This window comes from Nostoc sp. 'Lobaria pulmonaria (5183) cyanobiont' (genome assembly GCF_002949795.1).
In the GTDB taxonomy this organism is placed as follows: Bacteria; Cyanobacteriota; Cyanobacteriia; order Cyanobacteriales; family Nostocaceae; genus Nostoc.
The window spans coordinates 135,387-158,577 of record NZ_CP026692.1; the positions used below are offsets into that span (position 1 = coordinate 135,387).

At 41.0% G+C, this 23,191-nt stretch carries 22 protein-coding genes and 5 pseudogenes; 11 read left to right on the forward strand and 16 right to left on the reverse strand.

Annotation, left to right across the window (positions count from 1 at the left end; all coding sequences use genetic code 11):
- Positions 1-48 precede the first annotated feature (48 nt).
- Both NLP_RS00515 and murQ read left to right on the forward strand, forming a co-directional pair.
- Complete coding sequence (locus NLP_RS00515; RefSeq protein ID WP_104904686.1) at positions 49-477, forward strand: DUF3110 domain-containing protein; 429 nt, start codon at positions 49-51, stop codon at positions 475-477.
- A gap of 137 nt (positions 478-614) precedes the next feature.
- A complete protein-coding gene (gene murQ, locus NLP_RS00520; RefSeq protein ID WP_104904687.1) occupies positions 615-1,541 on the forward strand; it encodes an N-acetylmuramic acid 6-phosphate etherase in 927 nt (308 codons plus the stop codon).
- A gap of 656 nt (positions 1,542-2,197) precedes the next feature.
- Here the strand turns inward: murQ and NLP_RS00525 are convergent.
- The 3 genes from NLP_RS00525 to NLP_RS00535 are packed head-to-tail and all read right to left on the reverse strand — an operon-like array spanning position 2,198 to position 4,988.
- The gene (locus tag NLP_RS00525; protein WP_104904688.1) at positions 2,198-2,926 is read right to left on the reverse strand and encodes a Uma2 family endonuclease; all 729 of its coding nucleotides are present in this window, start codon (positions 2,924-2,926) and stop codon (positions 2,198-2,200) included.
- Positions 2,927-2,980: 54 nt separating this feature from the next.
- A complete protein-coding gene (locus NLP_RS00530; RefSeq protein WP_104909716.1) occupies positions 2,981-3,874 on the reverse strand; it encodes an ABC transporter permease in 894 nt (297 codons plus the stop codon).
- A gap of 28 nt (positions 3,875-3,902) precedes the next feature.
- Positions 3,903-4,988: an ABC transporter substrate-binding protein gene (locus NLP_RS00535; protein ID WP_104904689.1), complete on the reverse strand. Its 1,086-nt coding sequence runs from the start codon at positions 4,986-4,988 to the stop codon at positions 3,903-3,905.
- A gap of 152 nt (positions 4,989-5,140) precedes the next feature.
- Here NLP_RS00535 and NLP_RS00540 point away from each other — a divergent pair, with 152 nt between their 5' ends.
- Complete coding sequence (locus NLP_RS00540) at positions 5,141-5,983, forward strand: response regulator (protein ID WP_104904690.1); 843 nt, start codon at positions 5,141-5,143, stop codon at positions 5,981-5,983.
- Here NLP_RS00540 and NLP_RS00545 read toward each other — a convergent pair.
- Positions 5,977-7,104 (reverse strand): ABC transporter ATP-binding protein, encoded by a 1,128-nt coding sequence (locus NLP_RS00545; protein ID WP_104904691.1) that lies wholly within the window; start codon positions 7,102-7,104, stop codon positions 5,977-5,979. The genes NLP_RS00540 and NLP_RS00545 overlap by 7 nt on opposite strands.
- A 293-nt stretch (positions 7,105-7,397) precedes the next feature.
- On the opposite strand from NLP_RS00545, the gene mrdA reads away from it, so the two are divergent.
- Positions 7,398-9,245: a penicillin-binding protein 2 gene (mrdA, locus tag NLP_RS00550; RefSeq protein WP_104909717.1), complete on the forward strand. Its 1,848-nt coding sequence runs from the start codon at positions 7,398-7,400 to the stop codon at positions 9,243-9,245.
- A gap of 350 nt (positions 9,246-9,595) precedes the next feature.
- Positions 9,596-10,192 (forward strand): annotated as a pseudogene (locus tag NLP_RS00555) (serine hydrolase domain-containing protein); the annotation flags it as partial.
- A gap of 34 nt (positions 10,193-10,226) precedes the next feature.
- Here NLP_RS00555 and NLP_RS00560 read toward each other — a convergent pair.
- On the reverse strand, positions 10,227-11,030 hold the full coding sequence (locus NLP_RS00560; RefSeq protein ID WP_104909718.1) for a M15 family metallopeptidase: 804 nt from the start codon (positions 11,028-11,030) through the stop codon (positions 10,227-10,229).
- A 102-nt stretch (positions 11,031-11,132) separates the two neighbouring features.
- On the opposite strand from NLP_RS00560, the gene NLP_RS00565 reads away from it, so the two are divergent.
- Entirely contained in the window at positions 11,133-12,050 is a 918-nt protein-coding gene (locus tag NLP_RS00565) for an AEC family transporter (protein WP_104909719.1), read from the forward strand.
- Between the two features lie 96 nt (positions 12,051-12,146).
- Here NLP_RS00565 and NLP_RS00570 read toward each other — a convergent pair.
- Positions 12,147-12,338 (reverse strand): annotated as a pseudogene (locus NLP_RS00570) (DUF3370 family protein); the annotation flags it as partial.
- Positions 12,339-12,897: 559 nt separating this feature from the next.
- Here NLP_RS00570 and NLP_RS00575 point away from each other — a divergent pair.
- Positions 12,898-13,323 carry a hemerythrin HHE cation-binding protein gene (locus tag NLP_RS00575; protein ID WP_234017147.1) on the forward strand — a complete coding sequence of 142 codons (426 nt, stop codon included), beginning with the start codon at positions 12,898-12,900 and terminating at the stop codon, positions 13,321-13,323.
- Between the two features lie 96 nt (positions 13,324-13,419).
- Here NLP_RS00575 and NLP_RS35905 read toward each other — a convergent pair whose 3' ends face one another.
- The 4 genes from NLP_RS35905 to NLP_RS00590 all read right to left on the reverse strand — a co-directional run bounded on the left by NLP_RS35905 (position 13,420) and on the right by NLP_RS00590 (position 15,617).
- Entirely contained in the window at positions 13,420-13,920 is a 501-nt protein-coding gene (locus NLP_RS35905) for a hypothetical protein (RefSeq protein WP_158680241.1), read from the reverse strand.
- Between the two features lie 389 nt (positions 13,921-14,309).
- Positions 14,310-14,969, reverse strand: a complete 660-nt coding sequence (gene tsaB, locus NLP_RS00585; RefSeq protein WP_104904693.1) for a tRNA (adenosine(37)-N6)-threonylcarbamoyltransferase complex dimerization subunit type 1 TsaB — start codon at positions 14,967-14,969, stop codon at positions 14,310-14,312.
- Positions 14,970-15,083: 114 nt separating this feature from the next.
- Positions 15,084-15,266 (reverse strand): hypothetical protein, encoded by a 183-nt coding sequence (locus tag NLP_RS32630; protein ID WP_158680242.1) that lies wholly within the window; start codon positions 15,264-15,266, stop codon positions 15,084-15,086.
- A gap of 102 nt (positions 15,267-15,368) precedes the next feature.
- Positions 15,369-15,617 (reverse strand): Ycf34 family protein, encoded by a 249-nt coding sequence (locus NLP_RS00590; protein WP_104904694.1) that lies wholly within the window; start codon positions 15,615-15,617, stop codon positions 15,369-15,371.
- 86 nt (positions 15,618-15,703) lie between these two features.
- On the opposite strand from NLP_RS00590, the gene NLP_RS00595 reads away from it, so the two are divergent.
- Positions 15,704-17,008 carry a CCA tRNA nucleotidyltransferase gene (locus tag NLP_RS00595; protein WP_104904695.1) on the forward strand — a complete coding sequence of 435 codons (1,305 nt, stop codon included), beginning with the start codon at positions 15,704-15,706 and terminating at the stop codon, positions 17,006-17,008.
- Positions 17,009-17,394: 386 nt separating this feature from the next.
- Positions 17,395-17,775, forward strand: a complete 381-nt coding sequence (locus tag NLP_RS00600) for a response regulator (RefSeq protein WP_104904696.1) — start codon at positions 17,395-17,397, stop codon at positions 17,773-17,775.
- Here the strand turns inward: NLP_RS00600 and NLP_RS00605 are convergent.
- Complete coding sequence (locus NLP_RS00605) at positions 17,756-18,160, reverse strand: DUF2294 domain-containing protein (protein WP_104904697.1); 405 nt, start codon at positions 18,158-18,160, stop codon at positions 17,756-17,758. The genes NLP_RS00600 and NLP_RS00605 overlap by 20 nt on opposite strands.
- Positions 18,161-18,718: 558 nt before the next feature.
- A pseudogene (locus tag NLP_RS00610) lies at positions 18,719-18,883 on the reverse strand (GTP cyclohydrolase II); the annotation flags it as partial.
- Between the two features lie 220 nt (positions 18,884-19,103).
- Between NLP_RS00610 and NLP_RS00615 the strand changes: the two are divergent.
- Entirely contained in the window at positions 19,104-19,586 is a 483-nt protein-coding gene (locus NLP_RS00615) for a tetratricopeptide repeat protein (protein ID WP_104904698.1), read from the forward strand.
- 212 nt (positions 19,587-19,798) lie between these two features.
- Positions 19,799-20,023, forward strand: coding sequence for a hypothetical protein (locus NLP_RS00620; protein WP_104904699.1), 225 nt, complete (start codon positions 19,799-19,801; stop codon positions 20,021-20,023).
- 140 nt (positions 20,024-20,163) lie between these two features.
- Here the strand turns inward: NLP_RS00620 and NLP_RS35910 are convergent.
- The 4 genes and pseudogenes from NLP_RS35910 to NLP_RS00640 all read right to left on the reverse strand — a co-directional run.
- Positions 20,164-20,663 (reverse strand): annotated as a pseudogene (locus NLP_RS35910) (IS982 family transposase); the annotation flags it as partial.
- A 148-nt stretch (positions 20,664-20,811) separates the two neighbouring features.
- Positions 20,812-20,895 (reverse strand): annotated as a pseudogene (locus NLP_RS00630) (IS5/IS1182 family transposase); the annotation flags it as partial.
- A gap of 116 nt (positions 20,896-21,011) precedes the next feature.
- Complete coding sequence (psb34, locus tag NLP_RS00635) at positions 21,012-21,182, reverse strand: photosystem II assembly protein Psb34 (protein WP_104904700.1); 171 nt, start codon at positions 21,180-21,182, stop codon at positions 21,012-21,014.
- A 332-nt stretch (positions 21,183-21,514) separates the two neighbouring features.
- Positions 21,515-23,152, reverse strand: coding sequence for a mucoidy inhibitor MuiA family protein (locus NLP_RS00640; protein WP_104904701.1), 1,638 nt, complete (start codon positions 23,150-23,152; stop codon positions 21,515-21,517).
- Positions 23,153-23,191: the final 39 nt, after the last annotated feature.

A 23,191-nucleotide genomic window follows, 5' to 3' on the forward strand; every position in this document is an offset into this window, starting at 1 on the left:
TAAGACACAATCTCGAACTTTAATATGAATAAACCTTAAAAAGGACAGATGATTACACCAATGCGTGTTTTTGTGTTAATTTTTAATGCTCGAACGGAAAATGAGGGGATTCACACGATTCGGGAGGGCGAGCGCAATAAAATTCTGATGTTCGAGTCAGAAGACGATGCCACGCGCTTTGCCCTGATGTTAGAAGCTCAGGATTTCCCTCCACCCACACCAGAGCCGATGGATGCTGAAGAAATCAAGGAATTTTGCGAAAGTGCTGGGTATGAATGGGAAATCATCCCAGAAAACAGCAATTTAGTTGTAACTCCCCCAGAACTTAACGTCGAAAAAACTGACTGGCAAGAAGATGCCCAGAAGGAGGATACTGTTGAAGACACCTTCCCTCTCAATGAACAGCCACTAGAAGAACCAGAATTGTCTGATTCTGAACTAGAGAAGATTCGTCGCAAATTGGAAGGATTGTTGTAAGTAGTCATTAGTCATTAGTCATTGGTCATTAGTCATTGGTCATTGGTCATTAGTCACTGGTCGCTAACTGACAAATGACAACGGACAAATGACAAATGACAACGGACAAATGACAAATGACAACGGACAAATGACAAATGACAAATTTGCAAGAACGCGGGCATCTTTTAACTGAGCTGGTAAATCCTAACAGTCTGAACTTAGACCAGCTCAGTTCTCTGGAATTGGTGGAGTTGTTTAATGACGAAGACCAAAAGGCTGTCGCAGCAGTTGCAGCAGCGAAAATTCAGTTAGCAGAGGCAATTGAGCGCACCGCAGAGCGTTTGCGCCACGGAGGACGCCTATTTTATATCGGTGCAGGGACAAGTGGTCGGTTAGGGGTGTTAGATGCTGCTGAGTGTCCACCTACTTTTTGTACACCCCCAGAGTTGGTACAGGGGATTATTGCTGGTGGTGCTGGCGCATTAGTACGCAGTTCTGAGGATTTAGAAGACAGCGTTGAAGATGGTGAGGCTGCGATCGCAGGGCGACAGATTACCCAATTAGATGTCGTAGTTGGCATTACCGCTGGTGGGACAACGCCTTATGTCCACGGTGCGCTTCATGCTGCTCGTCAGCGAGGAGCCACAACTATTTTTATCGCCTGTGTTCCTGCTGAACAAGTTAGCTTTGATGCTGATATTGATATTCGCCTATTGACAGGGCCAGAAATAATCGCCGGTTCAACTCGCCTGAAAGCTGCTACAGCCACTAAATTAGCTTTAAATATCCTTTCTAGCGGTGTGATGGTTAAGCTAGGCAAAGTTTATGGCAATCGCATGGTGGATGTAGCAGTAACAAATCAAAAATTACGCGATCGCGCTTTGCGAATTTTGCAAGACCTCACAGGTTTAAGTCGGGAAACTGCTGGTTTTTTACTAGAACGTAGTGGTAAATGGGTTAAGCTGGCACTATTGATGCACTGGACTGGTTTGGAAAAAGACGAAGGCGATCGGCTGCTTTCAGAACACCAAAGTAATCTCAGGGCAGCTGTTGTCAGTTATCAAAACCATAACGAACCTTGAAGAAATTTTCTAAATAAATACTTTATAATCTGGCTGCTACTTGTTTTAGTAGCACGCCTTTTTTAATAAAAATATTCCCTAAAAAAGTTGACATTAATTAGAATAATTAAAAATAGTAAAATTAAATAAATATTTTAAATAAATTGAAGGGAAAAAAGTCTTACATTGGAATATAGACAATGATGACACTATAGTCAACCTTCATCAACTTTCAAAGTTGACTAATTATAATGATTCATTATTTAATAATGCTACTCCATACAACACATCAAATACTCACGACCCAAGCATAGCCAAAAATCCGGTACTTTTGGTACAGCGAAATCAGGGAAAGGCTGCTTTAGTAGATGATGCAATTAGTCTCCGGCAAACTCTCTCTGACTCTACAAAAATCTGGCTATCAGGTTATACAAGCTCAAAATGGTTAGGACTTACGCACTGTACAAATTAATCATAGTATGTTTCACGAAAATAGGTCGTTTCAGCCTTTATTAATTGTTCTTTGATGATCAGTAAACCCGCGCTGTAGGGGCACAGCAATGCTGTGCCCCTACGACAGATGTGGTTTTTAAAGCCTTACATACTATGTATTTTGTGTCAGATAATTTAGATCGTTTACTCATAGTGAAAAACAATTAAGAATTCGTAATTACGAATTACGAATTACCAGGTAAATTATTTGGATCTACACCTAGAGAACGTAAATACTGCGCTAACTGTTCAGTCCTTTGCCGTTCTTGTTCGGCCCGCGATCGCTCTTGTTGTGCCTGTTCTGCATCTGTCAAATAGCGCTTTCCTTGCTCGTCATACCAACATAAAAACTCCTGTTGTATGCCGCCAATTACAGCTTGGTGTCGCCCAATACCTAACCCTATCTCTGGCATCAAATAGGGTTCACCTATTTCTAGTTGGTAGTTTCCATCAATCAACTTATACACTTCCAAGGGTTGATGTCGCTCGCGTTGCCAAAACTCAGGGTTATAAATTACGTAGTACAATACACCGAGTTTTTTATATATATTTAGCTTTTCGTCATATTCACCTCCTGGAGTATGGGATACCATTTCTAATGTGAATATTGGAACTATCTCATTTTCTTCCCAAACTGCATAACTTTTGCGTGATTTGCCACCCTTTTTGCGTTCTACTCCCAGACTTAAAAAAGCATCTGGCACTACAGGTACTCTAGGATTTACTCCTGTGGTGTGATACACTCCCATATCTACTCCGAAGTACCAATCCATGCGATTTGCCCAAATAGAGTTGAGTAAGAAGAGTAAAATATTGGGCAAAAAGTTTTGATCTTCGTTATCCACTGGTGTATCGTCTGAACAGGGGAGTTCGTCGGTCGTTGGTAACGCATTTTTGAGATCGGGTGAGAGCATAACCTTTGTCTCGCTGGCGTTTGATGCTTTTATTATAAGTGAGTGACCAAAAGTTTAACGTTTGGGTGTAGCTTCCCCAAACTTAATTAAAAGTGCGATCGCAATACTAACAAGCAAAATTAACGTCATACTCAAGGCTGAACCAAATCCCCAATTTTGCGTTGCTCCAAGAAACTGGTTATAAACTAACCGCGCCGCCGTCATACTAGAAGCACCACCAAGTAATTCTGGATCGACAAAATCCCCTAAGCCTGTGATGAATACAAGCATGGAAGCAGCCGCAATTCCCGGAATAATTTGCGGTACAGTTACTTGGTAAAAAGTTTCCACCGGATTTGCACCTAAATCAGCTGCTGCTTCTAGTAACCGCTTGTCTAGCTTTTCAAGAGAAGCATATAAAATCAAAACCATATAAGGTAATAAGCTGTAACTCATACCAATCAATACAGCTTGACTATTGTTGAGTAATTCCCAAGTAGGCAAGCCTAAATTGCTAAGTAAACTGTTCAATAAACCAGTAGGACGAAGAATTGTAATCCAAGCATAAGAACGGAGTAACGAAGAAGTCCACAAAGGTAGAACAAAGCCTAATAGCAGCAAATTTCGCCAACGCTGTGGTGCTATCTGAGCAATCCAATAGGCGACGGGGAAGCCCAAAATTAAACAAATTATTGTAGTACCAAACGCAAAAAATAGCGATCGCCCAATTACTTGCACGTAAAGTGAGTCAAATATTCGGATGTAGTTTTTGAATCCGTTGGGATTGACCAAATCTCCCGGTCGGATGTCTGCAACTAAACTTAACTCGAAAATTATCAAAGTTGGCAGCACCAACAAAAGTAATAACCAAATCCCAGATGGTGCAAGCAATACCAAGGGTTGGAGCCAATTTCTGACGGAATGCTGCAATTTTTCTATTTTATAAATCTCATTTTTTTCCAAATTAATCACTCCTAACTCCTAACTCTTAACTCTTTTAGCTGCTAGTTAATTGAGTCCAATAACGATCGTAAACCTCTTCAAATTCTCCTACAGGTGTAACACGCTCACAATTTTTTAACAGCGACTCTGGCGGAAACAAATTAGCGTTGTTTCGGATTGTTTTTGGCAACTGCTCAAATCCGGCGCTATTCGGTGTAGAAATATTCAGGCGTTGAGTAATTTGGGCTGCTATTTCTGGTTGCAAAATCATATTAATCCAAGCATAGGCTCCAGCTTGGTTGGGGGCTGTTTTGGGAATCACAATAGTGTCTGTCCATAATGAAGAACCACTGCGAGGAATCACATATTTGAGTTTAGGGTTTTCTTGAGAGATTTTCACTGCATCTGCTGAATAACACATTGCCAATAGCAAATCTCCTGCGAGAATTTGATTTTGCCAAGCGTCAGTGTCAAAACGGGCGATCGCAGGTTTTAGCACCTTCAATTTTTCATAAGCTTGTTTGATTTCTTGTTCATTTTTTGAGTTATAAGAATAACCAAGCATTCGTAAGGTTGCACCCATCACTTCTCGAACATCATTGAGCAAGGTCATACGCTGATTAAGTTGCTTTTTATTTTGCCAAATAAAATCCCAATCTTGGGGTATATCTTTAATTTTTTCACAATTGTAAAGTAAACCTGTTGTCCCCCAGTTAAAAGGGATACTGTAGCGGTTATTGGGATCATAACTAGGATTATGAAACCGGGGAAATAAATTCTCTAGACCGATTAAGCGATCGTGATTTATTTCTGTCAACAAGTCTTTGTCTACCATCTTTTGTACCATGTAATCAGATGGGTTGATGATGCTATAAGTGCCACCGCCTCCAGCTTGCAATTTAGCCAGCATGACATCATTGGAATCATAGACATCTGCCAGCACTTTTATGCCAGTTTGGGCGCTAAAAGTTTTCAATAATTGGTTGTCAGTATATTGCGTCCAGGTAAAGATATAAAGTTGGTCACGCTGACTATTGGTATTAGAATTAGCACGTACTTCAGCCAGCCTCCAGCCACAACCACCTAAAGATAAGCTAGAAAGTGCTGCCACCCCTTTTAAAAATTGGCGTCTGTTAGTCATTAAGTTAATAGTTAATCATCTTTTGTATTTTTGCCGATTGATTCTAAATATGCCTTTAATTGGAGTGCCCATAGGTAGTTTAAAGATTAACTTAAGTGTATCTACCTGTGCAACTGTTAATAAGTTACTACTGTCAGCAAATCGTTTCCCTGATGGGTAGCACCCTAAATGTGGACAGCCAGTTGGGAAAAGGTAGCACTTTCTGGTTTGAGGTCAAACTTCCCGAAGCTCAAGAATGGGCAGCAACTTGGCGAACAACTAACCAAAGCAAGATTATCGGATTTGAAGGTAGTAAGCGCCAAGTGCTGGTAGTCGATGACCGTTGGGACAATCGCTCAGTTTTGGTGAGTTTACTGGAACCTTTGGGTTTTACAGTGATTGATGTCAGCAATGGTCGAGAAGGATTGGCAAAGGCGCAGGAGATTCATCCTGACTCCATTGCATTTAACAATCCTGTTACAAACCCATTTGATAATGGTATTATCCTGATTGTCGATGATGTGCCAAATAACTTGAAGGTGCTTTCAGACACCTTAGCCCAAGCTGGTTTTGAAGTTGCGATCGCTACCAGTGGTGAGGGTGCTTTACAGCAATTGGAACATGCTTCAGTGTCTTTGATTTTATTAGATGTAATGATGCCAGGTATGAATGGCTTTGAAACCTGTCAGTGCATCAAAGCCAATCCGAAAACTCGAAATATTCCGATTATCTTTATCACCGCCCTGTCTGAATCGGTAAATAAAGTCACAGGTTTTGAACTTGGAGCCATTGACTACATTACCAAACCGTTTCAACAAAGTGAAGTTTTAGCACGGGTGCGGACTCATTTAAAGTTTAACCAATTGAGCCAGTCTCTTGAAGCTAGAAATACAGAACTGCAACAGTTCACTGAGCAACTAGAGCAACGAGTCACTGAACGAACCCAGGAACTATTTGCATCGATTGAAACCGACGGTACTGGTTTGCCACCGCTTTGTATGATCATTAACTATTGACTAATAGCTAAACAATCAGTTTCTGCCCACCAGGCGTAAATAGGTGTGTCACGGTCTGGTAAAGTACCAAAAATATTAGGTTGCAACACATTAATGCTAATGCCATTTGTTAATTCCATAACATAATTAACGTGTGTGCCCAAATACATAACGTTGACAAGCCGTCCTTCAAAGCAGTTAGCTGGCAAATTAGGTGGATATAGCGAAAGCTGTATTTTTTCTGGACGTACACTCACTACTACAGCTTGTGATAATTCAGTTGGTGTATCTTCAGCACGGCTAATAACAATTGATAGTCCCATTTTTGTTGAAATTTTAATATTAGAGGAGTCTACCGCGACGATTTCACCACTGAATAAATTAGTATCACCAATAAAATCAGCAACAAAGGATGTACAGGGACGTTCGTAAATTTGGCTGGGAGTGCCAACTTGTTCAATTTTGCCTTGATTCATTACAGCAATGCGATCGCTCAAAGACAATGCTTCTTCTTGGTCGTGTGTCACCATCACAAAGGTTAACCCCAAGTCTTTGTGTAAATTTGATAACTCAACCTGCATTTCCTTACGTAGTTTTAAATCTAACGCCCCTAAAGGTTCATCCAGTAGTACGACAGTGGGACGGTTGACTAAAGCCCTTGCTAAAGCTACTCGCTGCTGTTGACCACCAGAAAGTTGACTGGGAAAGCGCGATCGCAAACTTTCCATTTTCACGAGTTTTAAAGCTTCTTGGACTCTAGCTTCAATTTTCGATTTGGGTATTTTTTTTAACCGCAGTCCGAAGGCGATGTTATTCCAAACATTCAGGTGGTTAAATAGAGCGTAACTTTGAAATACAGTATTGACGGGTCGGCGGTAAGGGGGCACATTAGTCATGGACTGACCCTGAATAAACACCTTACCAGCGTCAGCAATTTCAAACCCAGCAATTAAGCGTAGTGTTGTTGTTTTACCACAACCGGAGGGGCCTAAAATACTAAAAAATTCTCCTTGTCTGACATCCAAATCAATGCCATTTACTGCTGGTTCTTGGTTAAAAAGCTTGAAGACGTTACGCAGTTCAACATCAAGTGGCTGAAAACTTGTTATCCCCCTCTGATTTTGCATGACAATTTGAGCCATAATCCTCAGTAGAATGCCGCGATCTTACGTTATTTTGTCAATTGCTCTAGTCTTTTGGGCAGACTATATTTGACACTTTGGTTTATTGTATCCGCCAAAAACAATTGTTCAAGAATATACTCGTCCGATTCTTTCATACTCAGGAAAAAAATAGAATTATGGTAAATTTATATACCTAAAAATTCATTATAAACTCTGTGATTAAGTTAACATGCCTTAAAATTGCATATTAGCAATTGCTAAAAGGCCGGCTGGAATTGCGTTTAGTCATTTTGAATTTTGAATTGATAGTTATGTCTTTATTCCCATCAATTGGCAGCAAAAAAGATACACGTACAGTTGGACGTGGTTTCCAATCAATATTTTTAATCGTATTTACCCTATTAATGACCAGTGGGATTGAGGCTCGTTTGGCCTACTTGCAAATAGTTGAAGGGCCAAAACTCCGGGAACGAGCCGAAGCAAACCGAATTCGGATGATTCCCAAACAACCAGAACGGGGCAATATTTTTGACCGGAATGGCAAACTTTTAGCCAGTACTCGCTATCCTAGCTCTGTATATTTGTGGCCGATGGCACATACTAAGCCTTCCTGGTCTGTAGTCGGCCCGCGTCTAGCGCAAATTCTCAACATTCCCCAAGATGAGATGGAAAAGAAATTAGAACAAGCAGGTGCTAATTCCTCTTCACTCATCCGGGTTGCTCGCGATTTAAACGAAGCAGAAATCACGGCATTAAAGGAGTATAAAAATGAACTTCCAGAAGTGGAAATCAATACAGATTCTGTACGTTATTACCCTCACGGCAAGGAATTAGCGCACGTACTAGGTTATACGCGGGAGTTGACCGCCGACCAGTTAAAAGGGAAGAAGGAGGAAGGCTACCGACTGGGAGATGTAATCGGTCAGATGGGCGTGGAAAAGGCTTATGAGAAAGCTCTACGAGGTGAATGGGGCGGTCAGCAAGTGGAAGTCGATGGTGCGGGTAGACCAATCCGGGTTATCGGGGAGAAACAGGCAAAAGCTGGTAATGATTTGCACCTGACCATAGATTTAGATGTGCAAAAGGCAGCCGAAAAAGCTTTGGGAAATCACCGAGGTGCGATCGCAGCACTCGATCCGAATACTGGTGCTGTTTTCGCGTTGGTATCTTATCCCACCTTTGACCCGAATATCTTCTCTAAACAAAAACTCTCCCAGAAAGATTGGGAAAGCTTGCAAGGTAAAGATCATCCCTTGGTTAATCGTGCCCTGAGTGCCTTTCCACCCGCCAGTACTTTCAAAATTGTCACTACAACAGCTGGACTCGAATCAGGTGAATTTTCTCCTGACTCAATACTACAAACCTTTGGTTCTCTTACCGTGGGTGGGGTGACATTTGGTGAGTGGAACCACGCCGGATTCGGCCCATTAGGATTTCCGAGAGCGATCGCTATGAGTAGTGATACTTTCTTCTATCAAGTTGGCAGAAAAGTTGGTGGCCCAACTTTAATCAAATGGAGTCGCAAATACGGGTTTGGTCAAAGAACTGGTATTGAATTTCGTGATGAAGAATCAATCGGCTTGGTTCCAGATGAAACATGGAAGCAGAAAGCTTTGAAAATGCCTTGGACTGTTGGCGACACCATTAATATGTCAATTGGTCAAGGCGCTTTGCAAGTGACACCTCTGCAATCGGCGATTATGTTTTCTGTCCCTGCTAATGGTGGGTATCGAGTTCAGCCGCATTTGCTTAAAGATAACGAAGAAGCAAAAAGTTGGCGAGAATCCTTAAATATGAAGCCGACAACTATCAAAGTTCTCCGCGACGGACTGCGGAAGGTGGTGAGTGAAGGCACTGGTAAGCGCTTGGACGTGCCGACAATTGCCCCTGCGTCCGGGAAGAGTGGCACAGCTGAAGCCGGTGTTGGTCGCCCAAATCATACATGGTTTGGTGCTTATGCGCCCAGTAATAAGCCAGAAATTGTGGTTGTGGCCTTTGGGGAAAATACTGGCGAACATGGCGGTACTATTTGCGGCCCGATGGTTTTACAAGTACTAGAAGCTTATTTTCTGCATAAGTATCCAGGTAAGTATCAAAAACCTCAGCCTGACCCATCAGAAGCTAAAACTCAAAGTTCAGGACATGGTACTGGAGACTAGTACCGCAGGGCGAAAGTCACGCATTCAAAAGTCAAACAGATATACAGTGTAAGAGTTTCTAGTTTATCCCATTAATTTTGATAGGTGAATCAGTTTTAAATTTCTCTTCTTTACCTCTTATACTTTGCGCTCTTTGCGTCCTTCTCCCAAGGGGAGACGCTAACGCGAATGCGGTTCGTTCTCTTAATTCTCAGAAGGCATTAGGCATTGGGCATTGAGCAGAGACTTAGTACAGCATTTCATTAATTCATAGCAAATTAAATTTGGCAATATCCTACAATGCCAATGCGTCGGCTTGCATTGTTAATGCAATGGCTTGCATTGTTAATGTGTAGGCTACAGGCTACTATCTATTGGGTTTGATCCTAGAAAAGGTAACTGGACAATCTTATGGAGATTTGTTACAAGAGCGCATTTTTGCTCCTTTGGGAATGAATGCAACCGTGATGAATAATCCCAGTGACATAGTGCCACACTGGTCTGCTGGCTATCGGTTCACAAACAGCAAACTTGTTAACAAACCTTACTACAGTCCTTCTGTTATCTATTCTGCTGGAGGTCAACTTTCCAGTGTAGAAGATATGGTGAAATGGGAACAGGCGCTTTGTGGTGCAACTCTGTTAAAACAATCAACCCTTGATTTAATGTGGACTCCTCATTTTCCAAATCAGGGCGATGATTGGGAAAAGTTAAGATATGTTGCAGGATTAGGTTGGTGGGTATTGAATTATGGCGATCGCCGAGTAGTTGGTCATAATGGTTCGAGACTAGGATTCGCAAGTAATATTACCCGCTTTATTGATGACAAAATTACCGTGATTTTACTTTGCAATCTAGATAAAATTTCTCGACCAGATGCGATCGCTAAGAAAATTGCTGAATACTATTGTCCAGTTATTACAGAACTAGTTCTTCAGCCTCTTTTAGCACACAGAGAGCAAAACTAATTACTCCTGAGGGAGTTATTTTGACTGCTGTCTTTTATGGCGATATCTTAGCGGGTTTCAAGTTTCTGGCTTTGTAGAACATTTCTAAACTATTGCGATCGCCTACAAAACGCCAGTGCCAAGGTTCATAACTTACACCTTGAGCATTATCTTTGGGAAAAGACATTTCAAAGCTAAAACGTGCTGCATTTGCTTGCAGCCACCGATAAGCCTTGGTATTGTCAAAGTTAGTTTGAAGATTAGTTGCTGGTACTGCTCCGTCTCCAACATCCACAGCATAACCTGTGTGATGTTCGCTATGACCAGGAGGAGCGCTGAGGGCAGCTCGTTCTGCTGGCGTTTGATTTCGCTGGGCGCCGACAGCAAAAAACAACTGCTCTTGGTCTTTGATGGAGCGAAAGCCAGAAATCGGCACTAAAATTACACCTGAACCCCGCGCTGCTGCTACCATCTCCTCAAACTTTTGGGCAGCAGCTTTTCGCATTCTAATGCCCCTATTTGCAAAGATGGTTACTAGTTCTGACTCAGGGGCTTCTGGGTATGGAAAATGCCCTAACACAGTATCGCTAGAATTATTAGATGTTGTTGGAGTTGTAGGAGTAGAAGTAGCTGGTAAAAGTTGAGAATCGGCGGTTTTTTTGGGTGCTGTGACGAAAAACAAAAAACTGCTAATTAAAGCCAGCAAGACAAATCCTGCAATTCCCCCAATAAAGATAATTCGGGGTTGCAACCAAATTTTAGGTGCTGCAACAGGGGTATCGCGTACAGCCACTGGAATATCATCGCCAAGGTCATTCGATGAGTTTTGCGGTTTTCCAGAAAACCCTGCCTTATTCAAGGGTAAACTCCTGTTTTTGTGGAATAGCCATAACAGATTTTGCACTGGACAAAAGTAGACGTAACAGGTAGCATTTTACATCTGTGGTTCTTAGGCGCAACCTTGACAAACCTTTTAGAACTATACGTCAAGCTGGGAGGATTAGTCCTGGTAGGTTTTATACTGGGACGCAAACTACCTGTAACAGTTCCTACACGTTTGGGACGGTTTCTTTTTTGGGTGGGAGTACCTATAAGCATAGTATCGTTTTTGCGTCAATCTAGCTTGTCGGGGCAAATTTGGATTGCACCTGCGATCGCTTACCTAGCCATTTTACTAGGAGCATTTTTAGCTTGCTTAGGGATTAAAGCACAAGTCCATTTTAGAAATACCGTCCCCCAAGCACCAACTCAGGCTAGCTTGATATTAGCAGCAATGTTGGGTAATACAGGTTATCTTGGCTTTCCGATTACCTTAGCAATGGTAGGCAAGGAATACTTTGCTTGGGCGTTATTTTACGATTTGCTAGGTTCATTCCCAGGAGCTTATGGCTTGGGTGTGTTACTAGCAGCGCGTTTTGGCGGTGGTATCCATAATCATTGGCAGATTGCTAGGCCCATCTTAATTAATCCTGCCCTGTGGGGTTTCGGATTTGGCTTGCTGTTTCGGCAGGTGACAATTCCCACAGTTGCGGAATTCTGGTTAGAAAAATTTGCTTGGAGTAGTGTAGCTTTATCTCTAGTATTAATTGGAATGCGACTGGCGCTGCTCAAATCTTGGCGTAGCCTACCACAAGCAGGGATGAGCTTGGGAATCAAAATGCTGCTAGTTCCCTTGATATTGGGCAGCATTTTACCACTGTTTGGATTAACTGGGCCCATAGCAAAGATAATCGTGCTACAAATGGCTATGCCTCCAGCTTTCGCCACACTGGTAATTGCTGAGACATTCAATCTTGATCGCGATCTGGCAGTTACTGCCTTAGCTGCTGGGGCTATAGTATTACTGGTTACTCTCCCAGTTTGGCTGTGGCTATTTTGATTTTGGATTTTTGCACTGTGACGCGATCTGTCAATATGATTAACTTTCTGTGATCACCAGCTTTTGATTTTCTTGACAGTGCTGAAGAAATATCTCTCACTTTTCTAAAGTTCTTACACTCAGCACTTGCGGTGGTGTCGAATCTGGTGGATAAATCACATCTACTTGTACTATCCGCTTAGTCGAAGGTGGAAGTACAACCTGCACCAATGGTTCTAACACCTGACCAGTTCTGTGACATAGATGTATGTAGCGCGTCTTTTGTTGACCTTGTTCATCGCTAAACTTGCCGCATAAACTCGATCGCTACTACGCAACCGTACAAGAATGTCACATGGAATGTTGGCAGGTGAGTAATGGTAGTTCTTTTCTCACTTTCTGTCAAAAGGGGGACTGTATTCAATCAGACACCCCTTTTCATGATTATCATTATTGTATTATTTTATTGCCAACCATACTACACAATAATTGTTTAAAGGTCACGGATGCTTTGAGGCTGACTTGAGAATATTTTTAACCTGTAATTCCTTTTGATTTGCGTTCTCTCATATCGCTTTTAGTCTAAACTCCAGTCTCTAGAAAAAGGCTGAAACATACTTACTAAACTTGATATAAATCTTTCTGAGGAGGGACGGACTTACTCAAACTTCACGAGAATATGGAAAAAGTGAGTTTGCTTGTGATAACCGATAAAACCTATAGTCTGGAGTTAATAAAAATGGCCGATGTGACAAATATAGCGACTAAGCTTGCTGATCTAAAGCTTTTTCAGAATGTTCTGTTGGAAAGTGAGCAGAAGTTAATAGCACAGACTGACGACAATACGATTTGCGAGCGGCTCGAAGGAATGATAAACAGCGACCGCGAAAATCTCGGTATCATCGAAGCAGTTATTTCTAGATACGGCAACGCAGCAGAACCTCGCGACATTACTCAACAACATGCCCAGAAGGTAAACCAAATGATGAGCGGCTCCGAGCTAACTCTGTATGACAAGTACTTACAGCTTGAGTTGCTAAAGCATCAACAGACAATGACCGGGCTGGTTCTACACAAGGTTGCCCAGTCCTTGAATGATGACCTTCAAGATTTGATGGAACCGCTCAACCGAGTTAATTTTGAAAATCGCGCTCACCAAGAGATTCTTAAAGGCGTTCTTTACTTCGTCGGAACACGAGAGATAGCCGGTAAGGAACCTGACATGGGTCTGTGGGCTAGCATTGAACAGGGAATAGCAGCCCTTAAGGGTGTTATAAGTAGCGCGGTAAGCTAGTAGAAATGAGTGGCAGAGGGCGCGTCATTCATGAGAATGTAATAGATTCATATAACTTATGCTACATTGAAGCATATTTTTAAGAGTGAATCATCTCTAACTTATTTCCTGCCACTCAAGCCATTTTTGTTTTGCTTTCTTACTGGTATGCAAGGAGCAATTGTCGTGAACAATGACACTGATGCGACCAGTTTGAACTAAAGTGTTTTGTGCCTTAGCTGTAACCCAATCCATAACCTCGATGTAGCGTGTTGTTTTGAAACCACCTTGAACTAAGGCGTACTCGAAACTGACTTGAGGTTGCCATAAACCCAAAATACTAATGCAACCACCACGGCTACCAACTTGTGCCATTTGTTTTTGGCTACCGATACGACTATAGCGCTTCTCGTTTGCGTGAGATACACCCGTAGGGGCACGGCACTGCCGTGCCCCTACACCCCACGATATAATGTTGTACTGCATCTGAATGGGAACCGCTATATAACTGTAGCTAACGGCACTCCAAGGACAACACCCAGACTCATCAAGATACTTAAGCTCGACATAACCCTCTACTACCGCTTGCTTTAAGGTATCTAGGTCTGCAAGCTTCAAGTCGTTGTTTTTCTGGGTCTTGTTTTCTCTTATGAGTATGGCGGGTGCGTTTCCATTTCCACTTTTTTTTATGACAGATTTAGTCTAAACTCCAGTAATTTAGCTAGCATAAATTTGATCGTCAAGAAAGCTGTGTTGTCAAATATAACTTTTTATTACTACAAGTTCCTTGAAGCGGATTTTTGAGAATGCGATCGCTGTTTGTAGTATTTGCTATTTAACACTCACATTTCACCTCTATCACTCCCCCGCTGCTATCAATGTTTATAACTTCTTAATGCTTACTTGATACCTAAACAACCAAATTTTTCCACGCCTTATTGCTGGCTCAATTTCTGAATCTCACCATACGCACGGTAGAAACCACCGTGTGCCGATGAGCGTACTTATTATGCACCCTGTACTGGATGCTGTCCATAATATGGTAAAGCCTCTGACCAATTAGGAAATTTGCCCTCTTGCCAATCGAGGTTAGCTAATTCCAAAATACTTGTCACCGTCGCTGCTAACCCAGATTGAGCTTGAATCAACTGATAATCAGTGTTCCAATTCGCTAAAGTTTTCTGCCATGCTTCTGGTGTTAATACTCTATCTGACAAACACACTTTTAGTTTAGAATTATCTGGCTCAAACTGATAAATAGCAGCGAAAATTTGACCTCGTTGTGCTGGCATTTCCACAGCAATAGTTTTTGGATTTTGACTTTTACCTGCTTCTGACCAAGCTACCGCAGCCAAAGTTGAAATCGCAAATACAGGAATATCTAACTGTTGCCCTAAAGTACGAGCAGTAACAACGCCAATCCGAGTTCCCGTAAAGCCACCAGGTCCTTTTGCAACTGCGATAAAGGATAAATCTGCCCAAATTTGCGGTTTGATAAATTCAATTAAATATTGATGCACTAAGCTAGATAGATCGCGCCCTAAATTCCAAATTTGAGAGCGAGTATCGCCTGCAAAATTACTAATTTCCAAACCTAATTCTGGTGTGGTGGTATGTAGTGCTAAAGCGTATTTATTTATGGCAAGGTCGTCTTGTTCCGTTAGCAAAGTTATTTAAAATATCTATTTTCATAAAGTTAACGTGAATTATTCAAGCATATAACATAGCAGTTCTTAATTAGAATAGACTACATATCTTTTCTTCTGCTTTGGACAGAATTCTCAGGGCAAAGGTTCTGCTGTTTCAACAAAATCAGAACGTGATGGCGCAAGCGCCCGCTGTAGGCGATCGCAAATGTTCGCTTGCTGTTGACTTTCTAATAGCGATCGCTTTCCTGACATCTCCTCCCTGTACCATGAATTTGCGATCGTTGAAGGACAAAATCTTACTACAGCAGTTTTCATATATTTGATGTACATCTGTCGTAAGGGCACAGCAATGCTGTGCCCCTACCGCGTGGTCTATTTACCTGAAAATAGCTTGTAAGATACACCAATCATTTTCTATCAAGTCGGCACTAATTCACCAGGACGCAATTTCGACCACTTACCTGTTTCCCGCTTAAAGCTCAGACAACCAACAACATCCCATTCCATTTCAATCACATCATCTTGAGTCCGAATGTTGACATTGATAGAAGGTTCATTCGGATCAAAATTTGGTGTTTCGGTCAAGTGAGGCTGTTGGTGCTGCCCTTCTACGGCATGATAGGTAAAACAGCTGTCTACATAGTGGCAGTTCACACAAATACACATAATAGAACCAACTCCAGGGGCCTTTATTGTTAATCTAACTTAAGCCCAACTGTTATTCATGAGTTGCTGGGTTGATTTTTATTACAATGCACGAATCAGTTCCTTCTACCCTAGCTCCCGAAAATTGGCCTTTCAGCTTGGAATTCTTGCCACAACCAGCTTACATGGTAGGTGGCGCTGTCCGAGATGCGATCCTTGGCAGAACTCGCGAATATCTGGATCTAGATTTTGTTATACCATCTAAGGCGGTAAAGGTAGCAAGAGCGATCGCTCATCATTATAAAGCTGGTTTTGTGTTACTTGATGCACAACGACAAATTGCGCGTGTGGTTTTTCCCCATGCTACGGCTGACTTTGCCCAACAGGAAGGAGATAGTTTAGAAGTTGATTTGCACAGACGAGACTTTACAGTAAATGCGATCGCCTATAATCCCCATACGCAAGAAATTATCGATCCTCTGCAAGGTTATATAGACTTACAACAGGGCATTTTGCGAATGGTATCATCCGCGAACCTAGAAGATGACCCTTTGCGGTTAATGCGAGGTTATCGCCAAGCCGCCCAACTAGGTTTTACTATTGAGCCAGCTACCCAAGCCGCAATTCGTTCTTTGGCATCACATCTTGGCAAAGTTGCAGCCGAAAGAGTTAGGGTAGAAATTGGCTATCTACTGGCAAATTTTCAGGGTACTCCTTGGATAACAATGGCTTGGGAAGATGGTTTACTTGCCCCTTTCTTCAAAAATGCTACCCGTGAAAGCTTACTCAAACTAGCAGCAGTTGACACAGCCGCCGCCTTACTCACAGAAAAGTGGCAACAACTAGGGGTACAACTCCAAGAATATGTCCGCGATAGTATTAAAACTACTTGGCTAGGTGTTGCCAAACTTGCTTGTCTTGTCAACCCAGATCCAGAATTAGCAGAAATAGAGCTACAGGAACTAACTTATAGTCGTGCCGAAATCCGAGGTGTAACTACTGCTCTGAAACTGTTACCGCAGTTTCAAGTAGTTGATATGTCGTTGCGAGAACAATACTTTTTGTTTCATGACGCAGATATTGTGTTCCCCGCTACGGCAGTGCTAGCTGTAGCAATTAATAATCTGGTAGAGGCAATATCTGGTGACAAGCCACTACACACACTAGTGGAAAATAAAGCAATGAGCTACCAAGTCTTAGCACCTTTGATTAACCGCTACCTCAACCCTGATGATGCGATCGCTCATCCCACTCCACTAGTAAGCGGGAAGGAGTTGATTACAACATTAAATATTCCAGCTTCGCCAATTATTGGCCAACTGCTGACTGAAATTGGCATAGCACAAGCTGAGGGGAAAGTTTCTACACCAACAGAGGCGATCGCTTATGCACGTCAGTTAATTGATGGTTAAATATACTTAATTAATTTATGGTAATGTAACAAAGTCCATGCCTACGCAATTTGGGCACTCCTGCTTAAGGCTGGTGAATCTGCAATTTCAAATCCTTTAAGTATCCCCTACTTACCATAAAATACGGATTTTTATAGTCAATCCTGGCAATTGCATACATCACTTATGCTAATATTTGCTTGATGTTATGACTGCTTTGCTATGTTATTTCCTAAAATTTAGCGCCGATGGATAACCGAATGAACTATACACTAACCTATTCATTTTTATGCCTGAGTTGGTCGTTCGTACATTGAATTAAACACATACTATAAATAAAGACTTTCAGGTTTTCCTGATCGATAGAGTTTTTATGCCCAGCTTTTCTTAGACAGGACTAAGTGCTTATGAATAGACAGCCTTTAATTTTGGTTGTAGAACAGAGTTTACATGATTTAGAGCTACTTAATTCTCATCTAGGAATATTAAATTTTTTATGTATTTGCACCAAACAAGGGGTGAGGGCTGTGATGTTGGCACAAACTCATCAACCAGATTTAATCCTGCTAGATATGAAGCTATCTAATTTGAGTGCGAACCAAGTCATTGACGATCTCAAACATGACTCAAAAACTGCTACCATTCCCATCATTGCAGTCACACCTCTAACAACTATACAAGATGATCGCTCCACAATGCTCACAGCAGATGATTGCATTACTAAACCTTATGATTTTAATCAATTAGAAGTAGTAATTAGTCGCTACATCACTCCGCTAAATTCCTAACATTTATCTTGGGAATAGATTCGGGATTACGAACTTCAGATAATTCCTTGAGAATTACAACAATCCCAGAACGACCTGTTGTTAGATTTGTGTTTGTCATCAGGTAGAGGACAGGTTGACCAATAATTTCCTGAATCAAATTTTTTAAATCTGGTTTAATTATTTTCTCTAAATATAATCGTACTTGTTCAGCTAAAGTATCATAACCTCCTTTCAGTAAAGTTTGTTCAGCTTGGGTAACAGAGTTTTCTATAGAAATTACGATTTCAGTATCAAAAAAATGACAAATGATTTGGCTAGGAGACTTTCCTAGTTTATCATTATATAAATTTGTAATCCGCTGTGATATTTCTGTTTCTAATTGTCCTATAGTCTGTTGTATCATTAGTGCTACTATGTAATACTTGTCGTTATAATCGGGGAATTGGAATATTCAACATTATAGTAGATGATTATGGAATAGCTGAGAGAATTAATTACTATTTTATATAAAGTTCCTGTATCAATGTGATGTATTTAGTATGTATTTATTTAAGAATATTTGCAAATTTGATGAAGTAAAATTTGTTAACTCACAATTTGTACAGTGTTAGGTTAATAACTGGATTTTATCGTCATTTGCTCATGGCTAATCAGCTTATTCTGTGCTACATCAGCTTAGACGTAGCCCACCGTACCTGTATCTCACAATCCAATACTTAATTAGTCATGTTTATCCAAATAGTCATCAATGACAAATGCATATAGTACCACATCAAAATGTAATGTAAATTACAAAATTTTCTATACCTTCCGGTGCAGCTAGTAAGCAGATAAATTTAGGTTCTAATAAAGACTATGTTAGCCACTAAGACAATTTGTGAAAAACCAATACAACATATTCGACATTAATTCTTAGAAGCCCATATCCTCCACTCTGGTGACACATTCTTTACGAGCAAAGCAACTGTGATTCTACAATGTCAAAGCGCTTAGTAATTCCTGGTAAATACCGAACTGGCTCAACTGCGGCTTTGGTAATAACCAAATTACCGCCTGGCTTCATAATCTTGCCATCTACCTGCAAACAACCTTTATCTGTTGCATCTTGCAGTTCTGGCATATTGATGTCGCCAAAGGGATCTGTTAGCTACCTCTAATCAGTTTTTATTTTTATGGCTTTAAATATCTAGTGTGGTATTAGTCGTATTGTTGAACCCAATAAATTACACAAGAATTTCATAATTAGCGATTAATCATGGCTAATTTAAAGATGACTTTAAAAATGATTTAATCGATATATTTTGTGAGAAAGTTAATACAAAGGTATATTCACTGATCTCAAATTCATGGATTCTTTATTTATCAATTCCTTACTTGAAGAGTTGAAAAACCCGGATCCCACAGTGCGCGACAACGCAACCAGAAAAATCTGGCGGATCTGGTTTCAGCAAAAGGGAATCTATGGGCTGGAAATAATCGACCGCAGTCAAAAGTTACTGGATGCAGGTGAAATTGCTGAAGCTGAAACAGCGCTGACGGCATTAATTAAAGACCAGCCAGATTTTGCCGAAGCTTGGAATCGTCGAGCTTTCCTCTATTACAGTATTGGCGATTATCAAAAATCTCTGGCAGATTGTCAGATGGTTGTGCAGATAAATCCAATACATTTTGGAGCGCTTCATGGTATGGGCTTATGTTATGCAGCAATAGGAGAGTATGGTCAAGCTATCCGAGCTTTTCAACGTGCTTTAGAAATTCAGCCCTATTCGCTAGTGAATCAAAAGTTGATTCTAGAATGTACATTTAGATTTAGCTACAACGGCAGATAGGAGAGAGTATCATACTGTTTTATGAATCCGTTATCATCCTCATCAACAACAATTCATCGCCTTAGTTACCATAGTTTTATTCAATAAGCTTCTATCTGAATTAAGAGCAGCGTCATTGCTGCTTGTACTAACAGCAACCAACCGTCAACTAGCAATTCTCGGTTGAATTAAAGCTAACTTTAGTACAAACTAGATAGCACAAGCAGAATGCAGTGGATTTTACTAAGCGATGTCTACGACGGGCTGCGCCTACGCCACTGGTATTTACAAAGACTACAGGTTTAGATGTAACTATCAAGGCGGAGTGGTCTCTAGCTTCTCAGTGGTACTCAATTGTTGATGGGGGTACGGTAGATTTATTTATGATTTATGGCATCGATGCCGTGAATACCATAGCTACAGTTACAGCAATTTTCAAGAAAGAACCTTGTGTCTGATTGCACATCCCAACTCAGCAATTAAAATTCTTACCGATCTTAAAGGCAAACCAATTTATGTCTCTGTTTCTGCTAAGATTATCTATTAACCTTTACTCAAAGCAAAGTATGGTTTTAGGAAGATCAAAAAGTAATTTGTGAATAAAGGGATAGGGTATTAACCTTTTAGTTGTTAATAACTGAACTTGAACCCCGTAGAAATAGCGTTTTTTTGAAGCTATATAACCCGGAGGCGGAGCGTTTTTGGCTTTGCTCTGTAATCCTCTAATTTGACCATTTTCACATTGAAGATGCGAATATTATCGCAGATTGGTACAGGGAATGAGTCTAAAAGATATTCCGTACAATCACTACTTTCTTTTAATATCATCCCTATTTGATGGAATAAATCATTCATCAGCATCGAGATTCCATGTAATCGTCGGTTAAAACGTGATTTTTCTAACATTGTAGAAATCAGATTGTGGTCTTTCATCTAGTTACAAGTTGCGCTCTGATTACCACTAAAAAATATTGCTGCAACCAGTGCCGTTGTGATAATTTCCGCATCACTCATCTCTGTGCGACATCTTCATGATGCCCAATCGCTTTTAACAAGTCATTAGTGATACGCATAGATAGCAATTATTTCGTTTAACATCTTCCCCTCCGTTTTTGTTCCTGGAGGGGATTTTATTATACATACTGACTCCATACACTACCCTGAAGCGCTAGCGATCGCATAACTAGCAGCTTGGGTTAATAGCCATAACTTTCTAGGCTTCGGTGCAAAATATGCTAAAGCGATCAGCAAGTAATCTTTCTCCAGCATTTGCTTCACTAACAACCACTTTTAACAAAAGCCCCAGACTATCAACCAAAGTTTGCCGCTTTTAGGTTTACTTTATAAATAGCCTCTAAAACACAAAAACCCCCGACTAAATTAGCCGAGGTAAAGTCGAGAAGTGAGATTAACGATGAGATACAGCGATACCGAAATCAAAAAATCTTAGCTAACGCTAAAACCAACCAAAACTAAAGCGGTGACGATTAAAGTTGTAAAAAGACCCTGTAAAACGTATTTACGTTGTTCCCAAATTGCTGGGTACTCAGCGTAGTACATCTTGGGTTCTGCTGCGTAGTTGTTGAAAATGCCGTCTTCGTTAGTGGTAGTGTACATAGTTTTTTCTCTTCTTTGTTTACTTATATAACGAAATATAACAATCATGTTACAAATCGTCAATATGACTTGACAAAGAAAGACTGATAGTAGATTTAAAAGTGACTTATCAGCGATCGCAGATTCTGGCGAAGCGGTTCTAGGCAATGAAAGCAGCTTGTATATAGCCCTCTTTTACCACTCTAGACAGAGGAAAAGTTCACGGTAATTGCTTATTTTGAACGAAAAAATCAAGAAGCGTTATGGCTGACTCGCTATCTCGATCTACCAGGACGCCCACAGAGTAATTAACACACCCTACTAATATTAGAGAATTTATTTTTTAAGATCCCCTAAATATCTAATCCAACTACCATTAAATCAGGCGGATATTCAACATTAAACTGATAATATATCTCTCGTCGCTCTTGGGCTGGAAGAGTTAACAGCCATTCTAAAATTCCCATTTCAGCGAGTTGAATTTGTGGGTTGCTGCGATTGAGACGTACTTTAATTTGCTCGTTGCGGCTAACTGGCAATTGTTCAGTTAATTTTAGATTTACTTCTTTATCAAGTAAGTTAGTAACAATCAACCGATAACTATAAGTAATCCGGCGCTGGTTGCTAATTAATCTTTTATCTACCAGGCGCTCAACTAAGTCGCGCTCAATTTTTAAACCTTCGTCAATTCCTAAGTTCAGTTTAAACTCTTGCCCTGGTGCAATATTTTCTAACCGAGTAGTGCCGACAAAAACGTTATCGCCGAAAATATTTGCTTTACCTGCTAACAAAGTCGCACCGTTGGGACTATTTTTCACATTAGCTTCTAAATAAGCAAAACTTACCAAGCGCGGCATTGCCCCATAATCGAAGCTACAAGGATAATCATCGTTGAAAATCGTAGTTTTATGGGGTGCGCCATCACTGGGAATATTACCACCGCCATTCAATTTAAAGGTAACTACACTCCCTTCTTTGGATACTTCTGCTGCAACGGTTTCTGCTGGGATAAGACTATCCTCTGTAACTTCGTCTTCTCCTTGCCAATCCGTTCTGGCAGCAGAAGCAGGCTGATCTAGTATGCTAGGCAGCAGTGGTGGCTGGGCAGCAAATCGAGCTCGTCGTTGTCGCGCTATTCGTGGACGTGGGGTATCAATATACCAAGGTTCAAGTTTGGGTGGGAGTGTACCTAATCCTGGTTTAGCGGTAGAAAGGGTGAGATTTGCACCAATCCAATCTTCGCCAGTGCTTTGAGTGATTTCTGCAAGGTAACTCAGATGCACAATATCGCTGGTAGTGCTAAAGCGTAAGTCATAAAGGGGAGTCCAACTAGCGCGATTCACTAAGTATGATACCTCTAATTCAAATTCACCTTCACCCGCTACTTCAACGGCTACAACTAAGCTAAAACTTTCTTTGGGATGGGGTGTTTGAATTATTTGCAATGAAATGTGGAGTGCTTGCAGTTGTTTATCTAATTCCTGCTGTTGAGTTTTGCACTCTCCAGATGCGATCGCATACTCACTATACTGGCTTCCAAGAAAGTTGAGGAAATCCAAAGTTTCGCTGAGGCTAAGATTTTTCCGAGACAAACTCTGTGCAAAGGGTTCTTCTGTTTTTTCACGTAAGCCGGCGATAAAACTAGATTGCAATGCTAAAGCATCCACCTGAGCTTGTAGGTGGCGTTTTTCTGCTTCTAATTGCTGAATTTGCCTTGTCAAATGTGCTACTCGCTCCGCTAGCGGTTCAGTAGTATAGATGCGATCGCTACTAACTCCCACCAAGCGCACCCCTACCGTACCTGTACCGCTAACCCGAACAGACTCAGTTTCTAGAGTCATTGGCACTGGGGTAATTACTAATTCCTGTTCAATTCCTGTTAAATCAACTACACCCCGCCGTGTAACTAATGCTCTGTCAGAATACACGGTAACAGCTACAATCTCGCTTTGTACTGTTTTGCGCCAAGACGGTATTTCCGGGTTAACCACTGCTAGTTTTCCCCCATTTTTAATGATTCTGCTGGTTAA

Excerpts from the sequence above, each read along its gene's own strand:
- NLP_RS00515 (WP_104904686.1), top strand. The coding sequence starts at position 49 with ATGATTACACCAATGCGTGTTTTTGTGTTAATTTTTAATGCTCGAACG.
- murQ (WP_104904687.1), top strand. The coding sequence starts at position 615 with ATGACAAATTTGCAAGAACGCGGGCATCTTTTAACTGAGCTGGTAAAT.
- NLP_RS00525 (WP_104904688.1), bottom strand. The coding sequence starts at position 2,926 with ATGCTCTCACCCGATCTCAAAAATGCGTTACCAACGACCGACGAACTC.
- NLP_RS00535 (WP_104904689.1), bottom strand. The coding sequence starts at position 4,988 with ATGACTAACAGACGCCAATTTTTAAAAGGGGTGGCAGCACTTTCTAGC.
- NLP_RS00540 (WP_104904690.1), top strand. The coding sequence starts at position 5,141 with ATGGGTAGCACCCTAAATGTGGACAGCCAGTTGGGAAAAGGTAGCACT.
- NLP_RS00545 (WP_104904691.1), bottom strand. The coding sequence starts at position 7,104 with ATGGCTCAAATTGTCATGCAAAATCAGAGGGGGATAACAAGTTTTCAG.
- mrdA (WP_104909717.1), top strand. The coding sequence starts at position 7,398 with ATGTCTTTATTCCCATCAATTGGCAGCAAAAAAGATACACGTACAGTT.
- NLP_RS00575 (WP_234017147.1), top strand. The coding sequence starts at position 12,898 with ATGATAAACAGCGACCGCGAAAATCTCGGTATCATCGAAGCAGTTATT.
- NLP_RS32630 (WP_158680242.1), bottom strand. The coding sequence starts at position 15,266 with ATGAAAACTGCTGTAGTAAGATTTTGTCCTTCAACGATCGCAAATTCA.
- NLP_RS00590 (WP_104904694.1), bottom strand. The coding sequence starts at position 15,617 with ATGTGTATTTGTGTGAACTGCCACTATGTAGACAGCTGTTTTACCTAT.
- NLP_RS00595 (WP_104904695.1), top strand. The coding sequence starts at position 15,704 with ATGCACGAATCAGTTCCTTCTACCCTAGCTCCCGAAAATTGGCCTTTC.
- NLP_RS00600 (WP_104904696.1), top strand. The coding sequence starts at position 17,395 with ATGAATAGACAGCCTTTAATTTTGGTTGTAGAACAGAGTTTACATGAT.
- NLP_RS00605 (WP_104904697.1), bottom strand. The coding sequence starts at position 18,160 with ATGATACAACAGACTATAGGACAATTAGAAACAGAAATATCACAGCGG.
- NLP_RS00615 (WP_104904698.1), top strand. The coding sequence starts at position 19,104 with ATGGATTCTTTATTTATCAATTCCTTACTTGAAGAGTTGAAAAACCCG.
- psb34 (WP_104904700.1), bottom strand. The coding sequence starts at position 21,182 with ATGTACACTACCACTAACGAAGACGGCATTTTCAACAACTACGCAGCA.